14 protein-coding genes and 1 tRNA gene are annotated in these 16578 nt (G+C 70.0%); 5 read left to right on the top strand and 10 right to left on the bottom strand.

Annotated features, from left to right (window positions below; all coding sequences use genetic code 11):
- Positions 1-227 precede the first annotated feature (227 nt).
- The 3 genes from RBJ77_RS52495 to RBJ77_RS52485 are packed head-to-tail and all read right to left on the bottom strand — an operon-like array spanning position 228 to position 3474.
- Positions 228-1127, bottom strand: a complete 900-nt coding sequence (locus RBJ77_RS52495) for a carbohydrate ABC transporter permease (protein ID WP_372351442.1) — start codon at positions 1125-1127, stop codon at positions 228-230.
- On the bottom strand, positions 1124-2149 hold the full coding sequence (locus RBJ77_RS52490) for a carbohydrate ABC transporter permease (RefSeq protein ID WP_372351441.1): 1026 nt from the start codon (positions 2147-2149) through the stop codon (positions 1124-1126). Before RBJ77_RS52490 ends, RBJ77_RS52495 begins: the two co-directional genes overlap by 4 nt.
- Positions 2146-3474: an ABC transporter substrate-binding protein gene (locus tag RBJ77_RS52485; protein WP_372351440.1), complete on the bottom strand. Its 1329-nt coding sequence runs from the start codon at positions 3472-3474 to the stop codon at positions 2146-2148. The genes RBJ77_RS52490 and RBJ77_RS52485 overlap by 4 nt, the downstream gene beginning before the upstream one ends.
- A gap of 255 nt (positions 3475-3729) precedes the next feature.
- Between RBJ77_RS52485 and RBJ77_RS52480 the strand changes: the two genes are divergently transcribed.
- On the top strand, positions 3730-4785 hold the full coding sequence (locus RBJ77_RS52480; protein WP_372351439.1) for a LacI family DNA-binding transcriptional regulator: 1056 nt from the start codon (positions 3730-3732) through the stop codon (positions 4783-4785).
- Between the two features lie 58 nt (positions 4786-4843).
- Here RBJ77_RS52480 and RBJ77_RS52475 read toward each other — a convergent pair.
- The 4 genes from RBJ77_RS52475 to RBJ77_RS52460 form a co-directional block, all read right to left on the bottom strand.
- Positions 4844-4916: transfer RNA gene (locus RBJ77_RS52475), tRNA-His, on the bottom strand.
- A gap of 122 nt (positions 4917-5038) precedes the next feature.
- Positions 5039-5650 (bottom strand): oligoribonuclease, encoded by a 612-nt coding sequence (gene orn / locus RBJ77_RS52470; RefSeq protein ID WP_255973398.1) that lies wholly within the window; start codon positions 5648-5650, stop codon positions 5039-5041.
- Positions 5651-5852: 202 nt separating this feature from the next.
- Positions 5853-7136 (bottom strand): helix-turn-helix domain-containing protein, encoded by a 1284-nt coding sequence (locus RBJ77_RS52465; protein WP_372351438.1) that lies wholly within the window; start codon positions 7134-7136, stop codon positions 5853-5855.
- A gap of 399 nt (positions 7137-7535) precedes the next feature.
- A complete protein-coding gene (locus RBJ77_RS52460; RefSeq protein ID WP_372351569.1) occupies positions 7536-7823 on the bottom strand; it encodes a hypothetical protein in 288 nt (95 codons plus the stop codon).
- Between the two features lie 458 nt (positions 7824-8281).
- Here RBJ77_RS52460 and RBJ77_RS52455 point away from each other — a divergent pair, with 458 nt between their 5' ends.
- Together RBJ77_RS52455 and RBJ77_RS52450 are read left to right on the top strand one after the other, a co-directional pair.
- Positions 8282-8806 carry a universal stress protein gene (locus RBJ77_RS52455; RefSeq protein WP_255973401.1) on the top strand — a complete coding sequence of 175 codons (525 nt, stop codon included), beginning with the start codon at positions 8282-8284 and terminating at the stop codon, positions 8804-8806.
- 141 nt (positions 8807-8947) lie between these two features.
- Positions 8948-9520 carry a GPR1/FUN34/YaaH family transporter gene (locus RBJ77_RS52450; RefSeq protein ID WP_372351437.1) on the top strand — a complete coding sequence of 191 codons (573 nt, stop codon included), beginning with the start codon at positions 8948-8950 and terminating at the stop codon, positions 9518-9520.
- A gap of 140 nt (positions 9521-9660) precedes the next feature.
- Here RBJ77_RS52450 and glmS read toward each other — a convergent pair whose 3' ends face one another.
- Positions 9661-11478 carry a glutamine--fructose-6-phosphate transaminase (isomerizing) gene (gene glmS, locus RBJ77_RS52445; protein WP_372351436.1) on the bottom strand — a complete coding sequence of 606 codons (1818 nt, stop codon included), beginning with the start codon at positions 11476-11478 and terminating at the stop codon, positions 9661-9663.
- 32 nt (positions 11479-11510) lie between these two features.
- Positions 11511-11768 carry a hypothetical protein gene (locus RBJ77_RS52440; protein ID WP_255973405.1) on the bottom strand — a complete coding sequence of 86 codons (258 nt, stop codon included), beginning with the start codon at positions 11766-11768 and terminating at the stop codon, positions 11511-11513.
- 196 nt (positions 11769-11964) lie between these two features.
- Between RBJ77_RS52440 and RBJ77_RS52435 the strand changes: the two genes are divergently transcribed.
- Positions 11965-13548 (top strand): purple acid phosphatase family protein, encoded by a 1584-nt coding sequence (locus RBJ77_RS52435; protein ID WP_372351435.1) that lies wholly within the window; start codon positions 11965-11967, stop codon positions 13546-13548.
- Between the two features lie 280 nt (positions 13549-13828).
- On the opposite strand, the gene RBJ77_RS52430 is transcribed toward RBJ77_RS52435, so the two are convergent.
- Positions 13829-14728 (bottom strand): DUF4429 domain-containing protein, encoded by a 900-nt coding sequence (locus tag RBJ77_RS52430; protein WP_372351434.1) that lies wholly within the window; start codon positions 14726-14728, stop codon positions 13829-13831.
- A 179-nt stretch (positions 14729-14907) separates the two neighbouring features.
- On the opposite strand from RBJ77_RS52430, the gene RBJ77_RS52425 reads away from it, so the two are divergent.
- The gene (locus tag RBJ77_RS52425) at positions 14908-16488 is read left to right on the top strand and encodes a beta-N-acetylhexosaminidase (protein WP_372351433.1); all 1581 of its coding nucleotides are present in this window, start codon (positions 14908-14910) and stop codon (positions 16486-16488) included.
- The last annotated feature ends 90 nt before the right edge of the window (positions 16489-16578 follow it).

Raw genomic sequence — 16578 nt, 5'->3', positions numbered from 1 at the left:
TCCCCGCGCCCCTGAGAGGCACGCCCTTCGGGCGGCCTCTCCCCGGCGGGGGAAGGCTGCGCGCAGCGCATGCCTTCCAGGGGCGCGGGGAACTGCGCGAGCAACCACGACGAGACCCGCACCCGGCAGCGCAGACCACACCACCCACGGCGGGATGCCGGGCGCGCCCCCCGTCGCGCGCGCCCGACAGCTGCCCGGCCGGGACCGGGCAGGCCCGAACCGGACCGTCAGCCCTTGACCGCGCCCTGCATGATCCCGCCCACGATCTGCTTGCCGAACAGCAGGAACGCGATGAGCAGCGGCAGCGTGCCCAGCAGCGCGCCGGCCATGATGACGGAGTCGTCGGGGATGTAGCCGGTGCCCAGCTGGTTCAGGGCGACCTGGACCGTCGGGTTCTCACCGTTGAGCGCGATGATCGGCCACAGGAAGTCGTTCCAGGCCATGACGAACGTCAGCAGCCCGAGCACGGCCATCGCGGGCCGCGCGGCCGGGAAGACGACGTGCCACACCACGCGCAGACTGCTCGCGCCGTCGACGCGGGCGGCCTCGATCAGTTCGGTCGGCAGCGCGCCCACCAGGTACTGCCGCATGAAGAACGTGCCGAAGGCGCTGACCAGGGTCGGCAGGATGACCGTCTGCAGCTGGTTGGCCCAGCCCAGGTCGGACATCCACAGGTACAGCGGGACGACCGCGAGCTGCGGCGGGACCATCATCGTGCCGATGGTGAGCAGGAGCAGCAGGCTGGAGAACCGGAACTTCAGCTTGGCGAAGGCGAACCCGGCGAGCGTGGAGAACAGCACGGTGCCGACCGTGATCGCCGACGCCACGAGGATCGTGTTGAGCATGGCGGTCCCCATGCCCGCCTCGTTCCACGCCCGTTCGAGGTTCTTGAACAGGTTGCCGCCGATCCAGAACGGCGGCGGGGTCTGGGCGAGCCGGGCGTTGGTCCGCGAGGCCGCGACCACCGTCCACAGCAGCGGGGCGAGCGAGACCACGGCGAACAGGGCCAGGACGACGTAGGTGACAGGCCCGGCGTGCAGGTGCTTGCCCGCGCCCATCACCCGCCGCCGGCCACCCGGCGCGTCCGGCGCGGCCACCTGAGGCAGGGTCACATCAGTGGTGGTCATTGGGACTTCCTCAGCCGTCGGGTGATCAGCAGGTTGATCGCGGCGATGATCAGGAGGATCAGGAACATCGACCAGGCGATGGCGGACGCCTTGCCGAGGTTGCCGATCATCCAGCCCTGGTCGTACATGTACAGGCCGAGCGTCTGGTACTGGTGCTCGGACCCGCCCTTGGAGCCGCTGACGCCGCCGAACAGCAGCGGTTCACCGAACAGCTGGGTCGCGCCGATGGTGGAGACGACCACGGTGAACAGGATGGTCGGACGCAGCATCGGGATGGTCACGTGCCGGAACTGCTGCCAGCGGCTCGCTCCGTCCAGCGCCGCCGACTCGTACAGGTCGGCGGGGATGGCCTGCATGGCCGCGAGGTAGATCAGCGCGTTGTAGCCGGTCCACCGCCAGATCACGATCGAGGACACCGCGAACTGCGAACCCCAGTCGGACTCGCGCCAGTTGACCGGATCGATCCCGATCAGGTCGAGCAGCCAGTTGATCATGCCGTTCTCGGGGGCGAACAACAGCGTGAACACCAGCGTCGCCGCCGCCACCGAGGTGGCGTACGGGGTGAGCATCACGACGCGCCACACGGTCGAGCCGCGCAGCCGGTAGTTCAGCATGTGCGCCAGCCAGATCGCGGCCGCCAGCTGCGGCACGGTCGACAGGACGCCGATGCTGAACGTGTTCTTCAGGGCGTTCCAGAAGAAGTCCGAGGAGAACAGGTTGGTGTAGTTGTCGAGACCCGCCCAGGTCTGGGTGTCCAGCGAGGACAGCTGCACGTGGTGCAGCGAGTACCAGGCGGTGTAGAGCAGCGGCACCAGCGAGAAGGCGCCGAAGATGATGAAGAAGGGGGAGATGAACGCGTACGGGGACGCCTTCATGTCCCAGCGGTACAGCCGGCTGCGCCACGAGTCAGGAGCCTTGGCCGTACCGCGACCGTGAGTACCGCGGGCCGCGCCCTCCTTGTCGGAGGGCGCGGCATCGGCACTCGACGCGGACTGCGCGAGAGCCTCTTTGGACACGGTCACTGGCCGAGCACGTCCTTGACTTCCTTGGACGCCGCGTCCCAGCCCTGCTCGGGCGACTTGCCCTTCTGCTCGACCTGGAGGATGCCGACGTCGGTGATCGCGGTGTTGATCGGCTGGTCCTTGATGCCGAAGTACTGCGACGGGATGGTCTTCGCCGAGTCGGAGAAGATCTGGGTGAGCGGGGCGCCCGAGAAGTACGCGGACGTCTCGGCCTTCGGCTTCAGCGTGCTGTACGCCGACGGGGTGGACGGGAAGCTGGCCTGCTTCGCGAAGACCTTCGCCTGCTGCTCGGGAGCGGTCAGCCACTTCGCCAGGGCGATGGCCTCCTTCTGGTGCTTGCTCGCCGTCGGCACGCCGAGGAAGGAGCCGCCCCAGTTCGCCGCGGTCGGCGCGGCGGCCACGTCCCACTTGCCGGAGCCGGCGGTGCCGGACTTCTCCTGGATGTAACCGATCATCCAGGCCGGGCAGGCGACGCTGGCGAACGTGCCGTTCGCGTAGCCCTGGTCCCACGACTTGTCGAACTGCTTCAGCTTCGCCGACATGTTGCTGGTCGCCACCTCCATGGCGACGTCCCAGGACTTCTTCACGCCCTCGGACTTGTCCCAGCTGACCGTCTCGGGGTCCTTGTAGTAACGCTCGGCCTCGCCGCCGAGCGCCGCGTTGTAGACCGAGGACGCCGAGTCCACGAACTTGGTGCCGCTGGGCGCCTTCTTCATGTACTGCTTGCCGACGGCGACGTACTTGCTCCAGTCGCCCGCCCACATCTTGGCGAGCTTGGTGCGGTCCGTCTCCAGACCGGCCTTCTTGAACAGGTCCTTGCGGTAACAGATCGCCATCGGGCCGATGTCCGTGCCGAGCCCTATGGTCTTGCCGTCAGCGGTGGTGGCCTGCTTCAGCTTCCAGTCCAGCCACTGCGACTTGTCGACCTCCTTGCCCAGGTCGACGAACTTGCTGCCCTGCGTCTGCACGGCGTCGGTGATGTTGCCGATCTCGATGGCCTGCACGTCGTCGGTGCCCGAACCGGCCTGCAGCCGGGTGACCGTCTTGGGCCAGTAGACGTCGGTGCGGGTGGTGACGTTCTCCTTGACGTTGATGTCCGGGTGCAGCTTCATGTATTCGTCGTAGAGACCGGCCTGCTTGTAGCCGAAGGTTCCGAAGGTTCCGATGGTGATGGTGGTCTTGCCGTTGCCTCCGGCACCCCCGGAACCGCCGTCGGATCCACCGTCGTCGTCATCGCTCGCACATCCGGCGAGCAGCCCTGTGGCGAGAGTGGCGACGACCGCGAAGGTCATCGCGCGTCGGGACGTACGGGCAGTCGTGCGCATTTGCGTCCTCCAAGTGCTCAATTACTGATCTGTACTGATCCCGGCCAACTGCCTTGCTGTGCCCGTTCGTTCACTCTGCGGCTCGGTCGGGGAACGTGCGGCTTCTGTATGCGTCCACTAGGGTGGGAGCGCTCCCATCGGTGATGAGTTGAAGGGTCGTCGCTCGGCCGATGGGTGTCAAGACACTCGGCAGCGGCAAGTCGCAGCGGTTATCGGGCTGTTAGATTCCGCGTGAGACTTGGGGAGGTAGGAGTCATGGCGGCTCGCGGCACTCACGGCAGGCGTCCGACCCTTGAGGAGGTCGCGGCCCGGGCGGGCGTGGGCCGGGGCACGGTCTCCCGGGTGATCAACGGATCACCGAGGGTCAGCGACCGTACGCGCGCCGCGGTCGAGGAGGCGGTCGCCGAGCTCGGCTACGTCCCGAACACAGCGGCCCGCGCCCTCGCGGCCAACCGCACGGACTCCATAGCCGTGGTCGTTCCGGAGGCCGAGTCCCGGTTCTTCTCCGAGCCGTACTTCTCCGGCATGGTCGGCGGCGTCGGCATGGCCCTCGCCGAGTCCAACCTCCAGCTGCTGCTCACCTTCGCCCGTGGCGAGCGCGAACAGGACCGCCTCGCGGCCTACCTCGCCGCCCACCGCGTCGACGGCGTCCTGCTGGTCTCCGTGCACGCCGACGACCCGCTCGCGGACCGCCTCCTCCAGATGGACATCCCGACCGTGATCAGCGGCCCCCGCTCGGCGGACGAGCCGCTGCCCTCGGTCGACACCGACAACTACGCCGGGGCCCGCTCCGCCGTCGACCACCTGGTCTCCCGGGGCCGCCGCTCCGTCGCGATCATCGCGGGCCCCCTCGACGTGTACGGAGCCCAGCGCCGTCTCGCCGGCTACGAGGACGAGCTGGCCGCGAGCGGGCTCTCGTACGACGAGAAGCTGGTGGCCTACGGAGACTTCACCGAGGAGGGCGGCCGCCGCTGCATGACCGAGCTCCTGGAGCGCAGCCCCGGCCTCGACGCCGTCTTCGCCTGCTCCGACCTGATGGCCTCCGGCGCCCGCCAGGTGCTGCGCGAGGCCGGCCGCCGCATCCCCGACGACGTCGCCCTGGTCGGCTTCGACGACTCGGTGATCGCCCGCCACATGGAGCCCGGTCTGACCAGCGTGCGCCAGCCCACCCGCGACATGGGCCGGGCGATGACGGGACTGCTCCTGGACGAGATCGCGCTGGCCGCCGAGGGCAAGCGCTCCTCGGTCCGCCGGGGCGCCGAGCGCCATCTGGTGCTGCCGACGGAGCTGGTCGTCCGTGGCTCCTCGTGAGGGCACGGGGAACGACGAAGGCCCCGGTTCTTCCGAACCGGGGCCTTCGACCCTTCAGGGTGAGTGACGGGACTTGAACCCGCGGCCACCTGGACCACAACCAGGTGCTCTACCAACTGAGCTACACCCACCATGTCCGGTCGTTTGTCGTTCTTCCGACCGGCCGAGAAAAAGTGTACAGGGTCCGAAGGGGTGCTCGCGCCCACCTTTTTCCGCGGGCGTCCGGACCCCGTACACAGGGGCTTACGAGGGGTTATTCAGCGGGTTCCGCAGGCAGGACGTGCTTCGCCGCGATCGACTTCGCGGTCTCCGAGTCCGGTCCGGGCTGCGGGACGAAGATCGCCTCGCGGTAGTAGCGCAGCTCGGCGATGGACTCGCGGATGTCCGCGAGCGCCCGGTGGTTGCCGTTCTTCTCCGGACTGTTGAAGTACGCCCTCGGGTACCAGCGCCGGGCCAGTTCCTTGACCGAGGACACATCGACGATCCGGTAGTGGAGGTACTCCTCCAGCGTCGGCATGTCACGCAGCAGGAACCCGCGGTCGGTGCCGACCGAGTTCCCGCACAGCGGGGCCTTGCCCGCATCCTTGACGTGCTCACGTACATAGGAGAGAACCTGCTCCTCGGCGTCGGCGAGGGTCGTACCGCCCGCCAGCTCGTCGAGGAGACCCGAGGCCGTGTGCATGGTGCGCACCACCTCGGGCATCGTCTCCAGGGCCTCGTCCGGCGGGCGGATCACGATGTCCACTCCGTCGCCGAGTACGTTCAGCTCCGAGTCGGTGACCAGTGCGGCCACCTCGATGAGCGCGTCGTTCGCCAGCGAGAGTCCGGTCATCTCGCAGTCGATCCACACCATGCGATCGTTCATGCGGTCAACCCTACGGGCAGGACCTTCGCGCTGGCAGACGGCGTGCGCCGACTCCTGCCCCGGCCGGCCGGGGCGGACGCCGACGCGGCCGCTGCCGCGGGGTCCGGAGCGCACGACTGCTGCACGGCAGCTGCACGCGCCGGACCTCGCTGACCAGCACCGATCGGCTACGGCCCGGCCGGGGGACGCCCCGGCGGGACCGCTATGGAGCCGTGCGCGGACCCGGCAGGCTCGCCCGGCCCTGCGCGAAGGCGTCGGGGTGCGGTGTGAAGCCCTCCGCATGACCCGCCGGACCGGCCGGCATGGACGCCGCGGAAGCACCGACCCCGGACGAGGCGGCCGCTGCCGCCGTGCGCCGGGACTGCGCCGGTACCGGACCCGGGGTCTCGGGGCCCTGCGCCGGTGCCATCTCCACCGGCTTGTCGGACTTGCCGCCGTGCCCGTTGGCCCCCGGGTTGTCGCCCGGCTGCGGCCTGCGGGCCCGGTACGCGGCCCGGTACGCCGCCGGGGACGAGCCCAGCTGCCGCCGGAAGTGCCCGCGCAGCGCGACGGGGGAGCGGAACCCGCAGCGCCCGGCCACCTCGTCGACCGAGTAGTCGGAGGTCTCCAGGAGCCGCTGGGCCTGCAGCACCCGCTGCGTGATCAGCCACTGGAGCGGGGCGGACCCCGTCAGCGACCGGAAGCGGCGGTCGAACGTACGGCGGCTCATGTAGGCGCGGGCCGCCAGCGTCTCCACGTCGAACTGCTCGTGGAGGTGCTCCAGGGCCCAGGCGACGACCTCGGCCAGCGGGTCCGCGCCGATCTCCTCAGGTAAAGACCTGTCGAGATAGCGCTCCTGGCCGCCGCTGCGGCGCGGTGGGACCACCAGACGGCGGGCGAGCGCGCCCGCCGCCTCGTTGCCGTGGTCCGTGCGCACGATGTGGAGGCACAGGTCGATGCCGGCCGCGGTGCCGGCGCTCGTGAGCACGTCGCCGTCGTCCACGAAGAGCTCCCGCGGGTCCACATGGACCGACGGATAGCGCTTGGCGAGCGTCGGCGCGTACATCCAGTGCGTGGTGGCCGGGCGGCCGTCCAGCAGCCCGGCCGCGGCGAGTACGAACGCGCCGGTGCACAGCCCGACGATGCGGGCGCCCTCCTCGTGCGCGCGACGCAGTGCGTCCAGCGCCTCCTCAGGAGGCGGTGAAGTGATCGAGCGCCAGGCCGGCACGACGACCGTGCCTGCCCGGGAGATCGCCTCCAGTCCATGTGGCGCGGTGAGTTCGAGTCCGCCCGTGGTGCGCAAAGGTCCCTCTTCACCGGCGCACACAAGCAACCGGTACCGGGGAACTCCCGCATCCTGACGGTCGATCCCGAACACGGAGAGCGGAATGGAACTTTCGAAGATGGGTCCGCCGCTGAACAGCAGCACCGCGACGATCTCGCGTCGCCGGCGCCCTGACAGCTTGCGAGCCGCCGCCTCCGGAGCAGTGGTGGAGTCGTGGCTCATCCTGCTAAGCCCCCCTCGGTGATCGCGGCTCCCTCAATACTTTGACGGGCTGTTCGCTCCTGCACGTTTCCCCTCGGTCCTGCACGAAGTCCCCCGCCGCCTACAGATCAGACAGTCATGATCGAATCTACTGTGTCCCGTGGTGCCGTCGTGACCAGTTAAAGACCTGGCACATTGTCGACATGGCAACTTGGCGTGAAGCATTCGATCACGAAGCGTTGCACTCACGGGCGTTGCTGGGAAGTACGCCTCAACTCAGTGGCCGGTCCCCGTAGGGTGCAGGCGGGGTTTGCGGTCCTTTCAGCCCTGGTGGAACGGGGGTTGGGGGAGGGGGATGACAAGGAACGGGCCCTCACCCGAAGTTGGCTGAAAATCTATGGGGCGGCGCCCGGATTCCGGTCAGTCGACCGGCGTACTCCCACTCGCTCGCCGACCGCCCCCGCGCGCCCCCGGACCGGTCCTGCCGTGCCGGCCGCGACGAGTACAGCATTGTTCGCTGTGCAACTTCGCGGCACCGCGTTCGGACTGGCGCAGAAGCACCCGGCACGCCGCGGTCACCGCGGCGAGCCCCAGGGCGGCTCCGGCGGCACCCGCCGCGGAGATTCCGTACCCGACGAGAACGAGCGGCACCAGAACACAGCTGAACCCCGCCCAGCGGACCACGTCGCTCGCCCCGTCGCCACCCATGGGTGGCGCGTCATGGGCGTGAGGGGTCGCGCGGGTGTGCGACTCGGGGGCGCGGGCGGGCGCCGGGATGCGCCGGGGCGCGGTCCGGTGCGGGGCCGCGGAATGGTGCGCGGTGGTCGGTCCGGGCACGGAATGCTCCCTGTGTCTGGGGTTCGGGAGTTCAACGCGTGGCACCGGCCCCGGTCACTTGATCCGCCCCCGACAGGGCCACAAGGGTGCGCAAACCGCCTGTACGGGGCAGCAACCATTGCCATACGGGCGGGGCCTCGTGCATGCTCCCCTGAACGCCGCGGAGCGCAGATACGTACAGGTCCGACAGCGGGCCGGAGTCTGGGCAGAGGAGGAGTGTCGCCGTACCCTTGGGGGTATGGGGTTGGGAAGATGATTCCCGGACACAGCTCCGCCGATTCAGTTGCCGTCCCCTCTACAGGGCCCACGAGGTACACGCCGAGACACTCATGGCCGGTCACGAATTCCCCGAACCCGCGGACCGCAAGCGGCAGGTCGCCGATCCCACGACGACCCCCGAAGCGGCACAAGAGACACGTCACGCCTGTGATCCCGCTTTCAAGCACGGTGTCGTCGTCGGCTTCGACGGCTCGACGTCGAGCGAGCGGGCCCTCGCCTACGCGATCGGCATGGCCCATCGCTCGGGCTCCGGCCTGATCATCGTGCACGTCGCCAACCGGCTGCCGACGACCGTGTGGGCGGGCTGTGAGCCACCGGTCTTCGTCGACGTCCCCGATCACCGGACCGAGGTCCTCGGGCTCGAACTCGCCTGCGCGGAGTATCTCTCCGAGGTGCCCTGGATCCTCGTCGAGCGCGGTGGCGACATCTGCCACGAGCTGGAGGAGGTCGGACGCGAGTACTCCGCCGACGCCATCGTCGTGGGCTCGACCCACGGGCTCGTCGGGCGGATCTTCGGCTCGGTCGCCGGCCGGCTCGCGCGGCGCGCCAAGCGGCCCGTCGTCGTCATTCCTTAACTCGCCCTGGTCCCGGGGGAGATGGGCCGGACGGGCAGATAAATCTACTCGTGCGTAGAGGTGGTTTGTGCCCTTGTGAAGGGTACATACCGGTCGCTGGACAACAGCACAGCACCCGCACTTGCACGAAGGGAGCCCGCTGTGGACAACGACGTCTCCGCGGGAAGTGCCTCTACTGTCTCGACTCTCGGTCAACTCGCCCTCGGGGTCACCCTGTTGGCGTTCGGGCTCGGTCACACCCAGGTGATCGACGGCGTGACGGCGGCCGACGCCGTCTCGATCGCGACGTATGTGGGCGGGGTCGCCCTCTTCGTCGCCGGTCTGCTCGCGCTGCGCGCGGACGGCTTCACCGGTACGGCCTTCGCCGGGCTCGGTGCCTTCTGGTTCACCTGGGGCGTCGGGGCGGACGACGCCGTCTCCGCGAACGCCGCGGGGCTCTTCCTGCTCCTGTTCGCCCTGCTCGCGCTGAGCCTGACGCTGGGTTCGGCCGGCGCGGGCGCGTTCGCGCGGGGTACCTACGGGGCGCTGTTCGTGGCGCTCGTGCTGCTCGCCGTCGCCGCGTTCGGTGACACCGAGGGGCTCGCGAAGGTCGGCGGCTGGTTCGCCGCGGCGGGCGGGCTCCTGGCCTGGTACGGGGCCACGGCCTCGATGGCGGGGCTGCCGACGGCGCTGCCCGGACGTGCTGCCGGCCGGGGGGTGACGGCCGCCGGCTGACAGCCAGATGGGGCCGGGGCAATGGGCGGCTCCGGCCCTTCGTGAACGGGTCCCTCGTGCGTAATGGTGGCGCGCGCGTGGGGCCCGTTCGTTTGGGTGCGGGCCGGGTCCCGGGTGCGGGCCGGTGGGGGCGGGGACCGCTACTCCACCGTGACGGACTTCGCCAGGTTGCGCGGCTTGTCGATGTCGCGGCCGAGGGCCAGCGCCGTGTGGTACGCGAGGAGCTGGAGCGGGATGCCCATCAGGATCGGGTCCAGCTCGTCCTCGTTCTTCGGGACGACGATCGTCCGGTCGGCCTTCTCCTGCTCCTGGTGCGCCACGGCGAGGATGCGGCCGGAGCGGGCCTTGATCTCCTCCATCGCGGCGCGGTTCTTCTCCAGCAGGTCGTCGTCGGGGACGATCGCGACCGTCGGGAGCGCCGGCTCGATGAGGGCCAGCGGGCCGTGCTTCAGCTCGGAGGCCGGGTAGGCCTCGGCGTGGATGTACGAGACCTCCTTGAGCTTGAGGGACGCCTCGCGGGCGACCGGGTAGCCCCGGACGCGGCCGATGAACATCATCGAGCGGGCGTCCGCGTACTCCTCGGCGATCTTCTTGATCTCCGCCTCCTGGGCGAGGATCTCCTCGATCTGCGCGGGCAGCTTGCGCAGGCCGTCGATGATGCGCTTGCCGTCGGCGACGGACAGGTCGCGGATGCGGCCCAGGTGCAGGGCGAGCAGCGCGAAGGCGACCGTGGTGTTCGTGAAGCACTTCGTCGAGACGACGCATACCTCGGGTCCCGCGTGGACGTAGACGCCGGCGTCGGACTCGCGGGCGATCGCCGAGCCGACGACGTTCACGACGCCGAAGACGCGGGCGCCCTTGCGCTTCAGCTCCTGGACCGCCGCGAGGACGTCGTATGTCTCGCCGGACTGGGACACCGCGATGTAGAGCGTGTCGGGGTCGACGACCGGGTTGCGGTAGCGGAACTCGGAGGCCGGCTCGGCGTCCGCGGGGATGCGGGCCAGCTCCTCGATCATCTGGGCGCCGATCAGACCCGCGTGGTACGAGGTGCCGCAGCCGAGGATCTTCACGCGGCGGACCGAACGGGCCTCGCGGGCGTCGAGGTTGAGGCCGCCGAGGTGCACGGTGGAGAAGCGGTCGTCGATGCGGCCGCGCAGCGCGCGGTCCACGGCGTCGGCCTGCTCGGAGATCTCCTTGTGCATGTACGTGTCGTGGCCGCCCATGTCGTACGAGGCGGCCTCCCACTCGACGGTCGTGGGCGACGCCGTCGTACGGGTGCCCTCCGTCGTGTACGTGCGGAAGTCGTCGGCCTTGAGCGTGGCCATCTCGCCGTCGTCGAGGGTGACGATCTGGCGGGTGTGGGAGACGAGGGCGGCGATGTCCGAGGCGACGAACATCTCCTTGTCGCCGATGCCGAGGACGACCGGCGAACCGTTGCGGGCCACCACGATGCGGTCCGGGAAGTCGGCGTGCAGGACGGCGATGCCGTACGTGCCCTCGATCAGGCGCAGCGCGTCGCGGACCTTGTCCTCCAGGTCCGACTGCTGGGAGCGGGCGATGAGGTGGGTGAGGACCTCGGTGTCCGTCTCGGAGAGGAAGACGACGCCCTCGGCGACGAGCTTGGCGCGCAGCTCGGAGGCGTTGTCGATGATGCCGTTGTGGACGACGGCGACCTTGTTGTCGTCCGACATGTGCGGGTGCGCGTTCTCGTCGGAGGGGGCGCCGTGCGTGGCCCAGCGGGTGTGGGCGATGCCGGTGGTGCCCTTGAAGCGGGCCGGGACCTTGGCCTCCAGGTCGCGGACGCGGCCCTTGGCCTTGACCATCTTCAGGCCGGTGGCCTTCGGGCTGGTGATCACGACGCCGGCGGAGTCGTACCCCCGGTACTCCAGGCGCTGCAGGCCCTCAAGGAGCAGCGGTGCCACGTCACGCTTGCCGATGTAACCGACAATTCCGCACATAAGTTCTGAAAATCCCCTCTGATCGGCTTGCGTCAGCCGTAGACCATACGGCGCAGCTGCCGGAGCGAGAGCTCCGGCGGTGCGACCGCCCGGTACCGCAGGTCCGCCAGGATCTGTTCGAAGATCGCCGCGTTCACCAGGCCCTGACCCTGGAGCTCGCGGTGGCGGCGGCGGACGTAGTCCTCCGTCGATTCGTCGAAGTAGGCGAGCACGTCCTGGATCACCCGCAGCGCCTCGCCCCGGCTCAGGGGCGTGCTGCGCGTCAGATGATCGACAAGTTCCTCGTGCACCCGGTAGATCCTGGGGGAGACCCCGGGCTTTCGCAAGAAATCTGCCCGATATCGGGCAAGGATCACAGCGGCGGGGCGGATTCCCCCGTTCTTGGGAGGGAAGTGGTGAAGCCTTGAAGGGCGCCATGCCGGTTGTTCGGGCCGCGTTCACCTGTCGTATCCGACCGGGATGATTGCCCCAAGCACCTTTCCGGCCATGGACATTCCTCGTATGGGCGTACCCGACGAACTCGCTGACAGAAGCCTCGCCGAGCAGCACGAGTACCTGCGCGGCCGCTTCTCCCGCCGCACGATGATCCGCGGCGGCGCCGTCACCCTCGGCGCGGTCGCGGGCGGCGTCTTCGTACCGGGCGCCGCCCAGGCCGCCGCGCCCGCGGCCACCTCGACCGCCCCGGCCGCCGAGCACGTCGACGGCGCCCTCGTCGCGCCCTTCGGCCGGCACCTCTCCTACGGTGACGACGCGCGCACCGAGATGACCGTCTCCTGGCAGGTCCCGGTCGCCGTCAAGAACCCGTTCATCCGCATCGGCGCGCACGCCGGCGACCTGTCGCGGAAGATCCCGGCCGAGATCCGCGCCCTGTACACCCCGGCGGGCGTCGGCACGAGCGCCGACCACACCCAGTACTACGTGCACGCCAAGCTGACCCACCTCAAGCCGGGCAGGACCTACTACTACGGCGTCGGCCACCAGGGCTTCGACCCGGCGTCGCCGAAGTTCGCGGGCACCGTCGGCACCTTCACCACCGCGCCGTCCCGCGCCGAGCGGTTCACCTTCACCGCCTTCGGCGACCAGGGCGTCAGCTACCACGCGCTCGCCAACGACAGCCTGATCCTCGCCCAGGGCCCCGCCTTCCACCTGCACGCCGGTGACATCGCGTACGCGGACCCGTCCGGGCAGGGCCAGACCAAGGACACCTTCGACGCCCGCACCTGGGACCAGTTCCTCGCCCAGACCGAGTCCGTCGCCAAGTCCGTGCCGTGGATGGTCAGTTACGGCAACCACGACATGGAGGCCTGGTACTCGCCGAACGGCTACGGCAGCCAGGAGGCCCGCTTCGCGCCGCCGTCGAACGGCCCCGACCCCAAGAACCTGCCGGGCGTCTACTCCTTCGTGCACGGCAACACCGCCGTCATCTCGCTCGACGCGAACGACGTCTCGTTCGAGATCCCGGCGAACCTGGGGATCTCCGGCGGCACCCAGACCAAGTGGTTCGAGAGCCAGCTGAAGAAGTTCCGGGCGCACGGCTCCGGGATCGACTTCGTCGTCGTCTTCTTCCACCACTGCGCCTACTGCACCGCCACCGCGCACGCCTCGGAGGGGGGCGTGCGCAAGGAGTGGGTGCCGCTGTTCGAGAAGTACACCGTGGACCTCGTCATCAACGGGCACAACCACGTGTACGAGCGCTCCGACGTGCTCAAGGGCGAGAAGGTCACCAAGGAGCTGCCGATCGGCGGCACCGCCTACCCCGAGACCGACGGCGTCGTGTACGTCACCGCGGGCGCGGCGGGCAAGAGCCTCTACGCCTTCCCGGTCGCCGACACGTACCAGGGACACGAACAGAAGACCGATCCGTTCCAGTCGTTCGTCGTCCAGCCCGACGGCAGCCACCAGGCGGTGACCGTGGACTGGTCCCGGGTGCGCTACACCAACTACTCGTTCCTGCGGGTGGACGTCGATCCGGCGCCGGTCGGGCGGACGGCGACGCTGACCGTGCGGGGCCTCGCGGAGACCGGTGAGGAGATCGACCGGTTCGTCGTGGCCCGCAAGGTGAAGCACTGAGCGTCCCGCGCCCCGGACGGCCGTCCGCGGAATGATGCACGGCGGCTCGCCGGGGGCGCGCCGCTCCCGCCGGGCGCCGTCCACTGGGCCCCGATCACTCTCGCGGGGCCCAGGGTGATGGCCGGGATCGAGCCACTTCGCGCCACGACCCGCGTGACGGGGGCGGGCGGGGTTCCGCCCGGGTGCGCCGCACCGCCGGGCGTGGCCGAAGTGCGGTGGTCGGCGCCGCCCGGCGGAGTCCGGCCGGACGCGGTGCACCCGGGCGGCGCCGGGCGCGCGGTCAGAGCCGCTTGAGCACGGCCTGCTTCGCAGCTGCGAACTCTTCGTCGGTCAATATCCCGGCGCCGTGCAGCTCGCCCAGCTCCCGCAGCCGGCGCAGCAGCGCGTCGTGGTCGTCCTCGGGGGCGGCCGCGGCCGGTGCGGGCTCGGGGGCCGGGGCGGGCGGCGCCTGCGCGGTGAGCTCCTTCGGGGCGGGGCCGGCCCCCGGATGCGGAAGGCGGGCCTGGACCGCCGCCGCGACGAGCGCCATCAGCGGGTCCTTCTTGAAGCCCCACAGCTCGATCGAGTTCGGGTCGTACTTCGGCGGCGCCTTGGTGGGGGAGGAGCGGACCACGAAGCGCAGGCAGCCGTTCTCCAGACCGAGGGCCGGCTGCCACTCCACCGCCGTGATGTCCGCGAGGGCGAGCAGCCGGGTCCCGGCCGACGCCTTGGCGTCCTCCGTCTTCCAGTTCCACTCCAGGCGGATGTGCTCCCCGTCGAAGCTCGCCGTGCCGTCCCCCGCCGAGACGGACAGCGGCACCGAAGGACCGGACAGCACGTACGCGGTGCAGGCCGAGGACGGGACCTGCTCCAGGAGCAGCGCGTTGCGGACCTCGTCCACGAAGTACTCGGCGACGCCGTAGCGGTCCGACTCGACGGTCAGCTGGTACGGGTCCGTGCCCTCCGTCAGCTTGCCGCCCGTCGCCTGGAGCAGCGGGTCCGCGCCGTCCCGCAGCCGCAGTCGCAGCCGCCCCGACTTGCGGCCCTGCTCGAAGGAGACACCCGCCAACGCCCGCAGCGGGACGGTCAGTTCACCCAGTGCCTTGCGCAGCACGCTCACGCCTTTGTCGCGCCCCGGCACCAGCCGCAGCGTCTCCCCGTCGAACGTCCACGTGCCGTCCCGCTGGATGATTTCCGCCATGGGGCAATTCTGGCATCAGGCTCCGCCATAAGTGGTCTACACCTTGACCGGCCGAGGGGCGGACGGTACGCATGGTGACCGATCGGTTGCTCAGCCCGTAGGACGAACTCCGCCAACGACCGCCGTCGAAGGGACCGTTCGTGAGGAAGCACCCCAGATCGCCGCAGAGACCGAAAGCCATGGGCGCGCTCGTGGGCGCGGCCCTGCTCGTCGCCGCCGGCATCGGCGCGCTCGGCACCGCCCCGGCCACCGCCGCTCCGGACGGGGCCACCCCGCTGGGCCGGATCGTCCCGGCACCCGCGAAGGTGACCCCGGGCGGATCCGCGTACGAGATCACGGCGAAGACCCGGATCCGCGTGGACGACGCATCGAAGGACGCCCGCCGCATCGGCGGCTACCTCGCCGACGTGCTGCGCCCCTCCACCGGCTACCGGCTGCCCGTCACCGACGACGACGCGGGCGACGGCATCCGCCTCGAACTCAGCGCGAAGGACAAGGCACTCGGCGCCGAGGGCTACCGGCTCACCAGCACCGGCCGGTCCGTCACCATCGTCGCCCACGCGCCGGCCGGACTCTTCCACGGCGTCCAGACGCTGCGGCAGCAGCTGCCGGCGAAGGCCGAGAGCGACAGCAGGCAGAGCGGTCCGTGGCTCGTCGCGGGCGGCACCGTCGAGGACAGCCCGCGCTACGGCTACCGCAGCGCCATGCTCGACGTGTCCCGGCACTTCTTCTCGGTCGACAAGGTCAAGCGCTACATCGACCAGCTCGCGCTCTACAAGATCAACAAACTGCACCTGCACCTGAGCGACGACCAGGGCTGGCGCATCGCCATCGACTCCTGGCCCCGGCTGGCCACCTACGGCGGGTCGACCCAGGTCGGCGGCGGCGCGGGCGGCCACTACACCAAGGCCCAGTACAAGGACATCGTCCGGTACGCCGCCTCCCGCTATCTGGAGGTCGTGCCCGAGATCGACATGCCGAGCCACACCAACGCGGCCCTCGCCTCCTACGCCGAACTGAACTGCGACGGCGTCGCGCCGCCGCTCTACACCGGCACGGAGGTCGGCTTCAGCTCGCTGTGCGTGAACAAGCAGGTCACGTACGACTTCGTGGACGACGTGGTGCGCGAGCTCGCCGCCCTCACGCCCGGCAAGTACCTGCACATCGGCGGTGACGAGGCGCACTCCACCAGTCACGAGGACTACGTCACCTTCATGAACCGGGTGCAGCCGATCGTCGCCAAGTACGGGAAGACCGTGGTGGGCTGGCACCAGCTGACCGAGGCCACGCCCATCAAGGGCGCCCTCGCGCAGTACTGGGGCCTGGACGGCACGAGCGCCGCGGAGAAGGCGCAGGTCGCCGCGGCCGCGAAGAACGGGACCGGGCTCGTCATCTCGCCCGCCGACCGGACCTACCTCGACATGAAGTACACCAAGGACACCCCGCTCGGCCTCGCCTGGGCGGGCTACGTCGAGGTGCAGCGGTCGTACGACTGGGACCCGGGCAACTACCTGCCGGGCGCCCCGGCCGCGGCCGTGAAGGGCGTCGAGGCGCCGATGTGGTCGGAGACCCTGTCGGAGTCCGCGCAGGTCGAGTACATGGCCTTCCCGCGGCTGCCCGGGGTCGCCGAGCTCGGCTGGTCGCCCGCGGCCACGCACGACTGGAACACGTACAAGGTGCGGCTCGCCGAGCAGGCGCCGCGCTGGGACGCCCTCGGCATCGCCTACTACAAGTCGCCGCAGGTGCCCTGGAACGGCTGACGGGCCGGCCGGGCCGGGCCAGGAAGAGAAGGGGCGAGGACCGTAAGTGAAAGGGGCTCGGGAGGACCGTCTCCCGAGCCCCCTTCGGTC

This window comes from Streptomyces sp. KL116D, assembly GCF_030766975.1.
GTDB lineage: Bacteria > Actinomycetota > Actinomycetes > Streptomycetales > Streptomycetaceae > Streptomyces > Streptomyces longispororuber_A.
The sequence above is the reverse complement of the archived record's forward strand: the minus strand, read 5'-3'. Positions and strand labels throughout refer to the sequence as shown.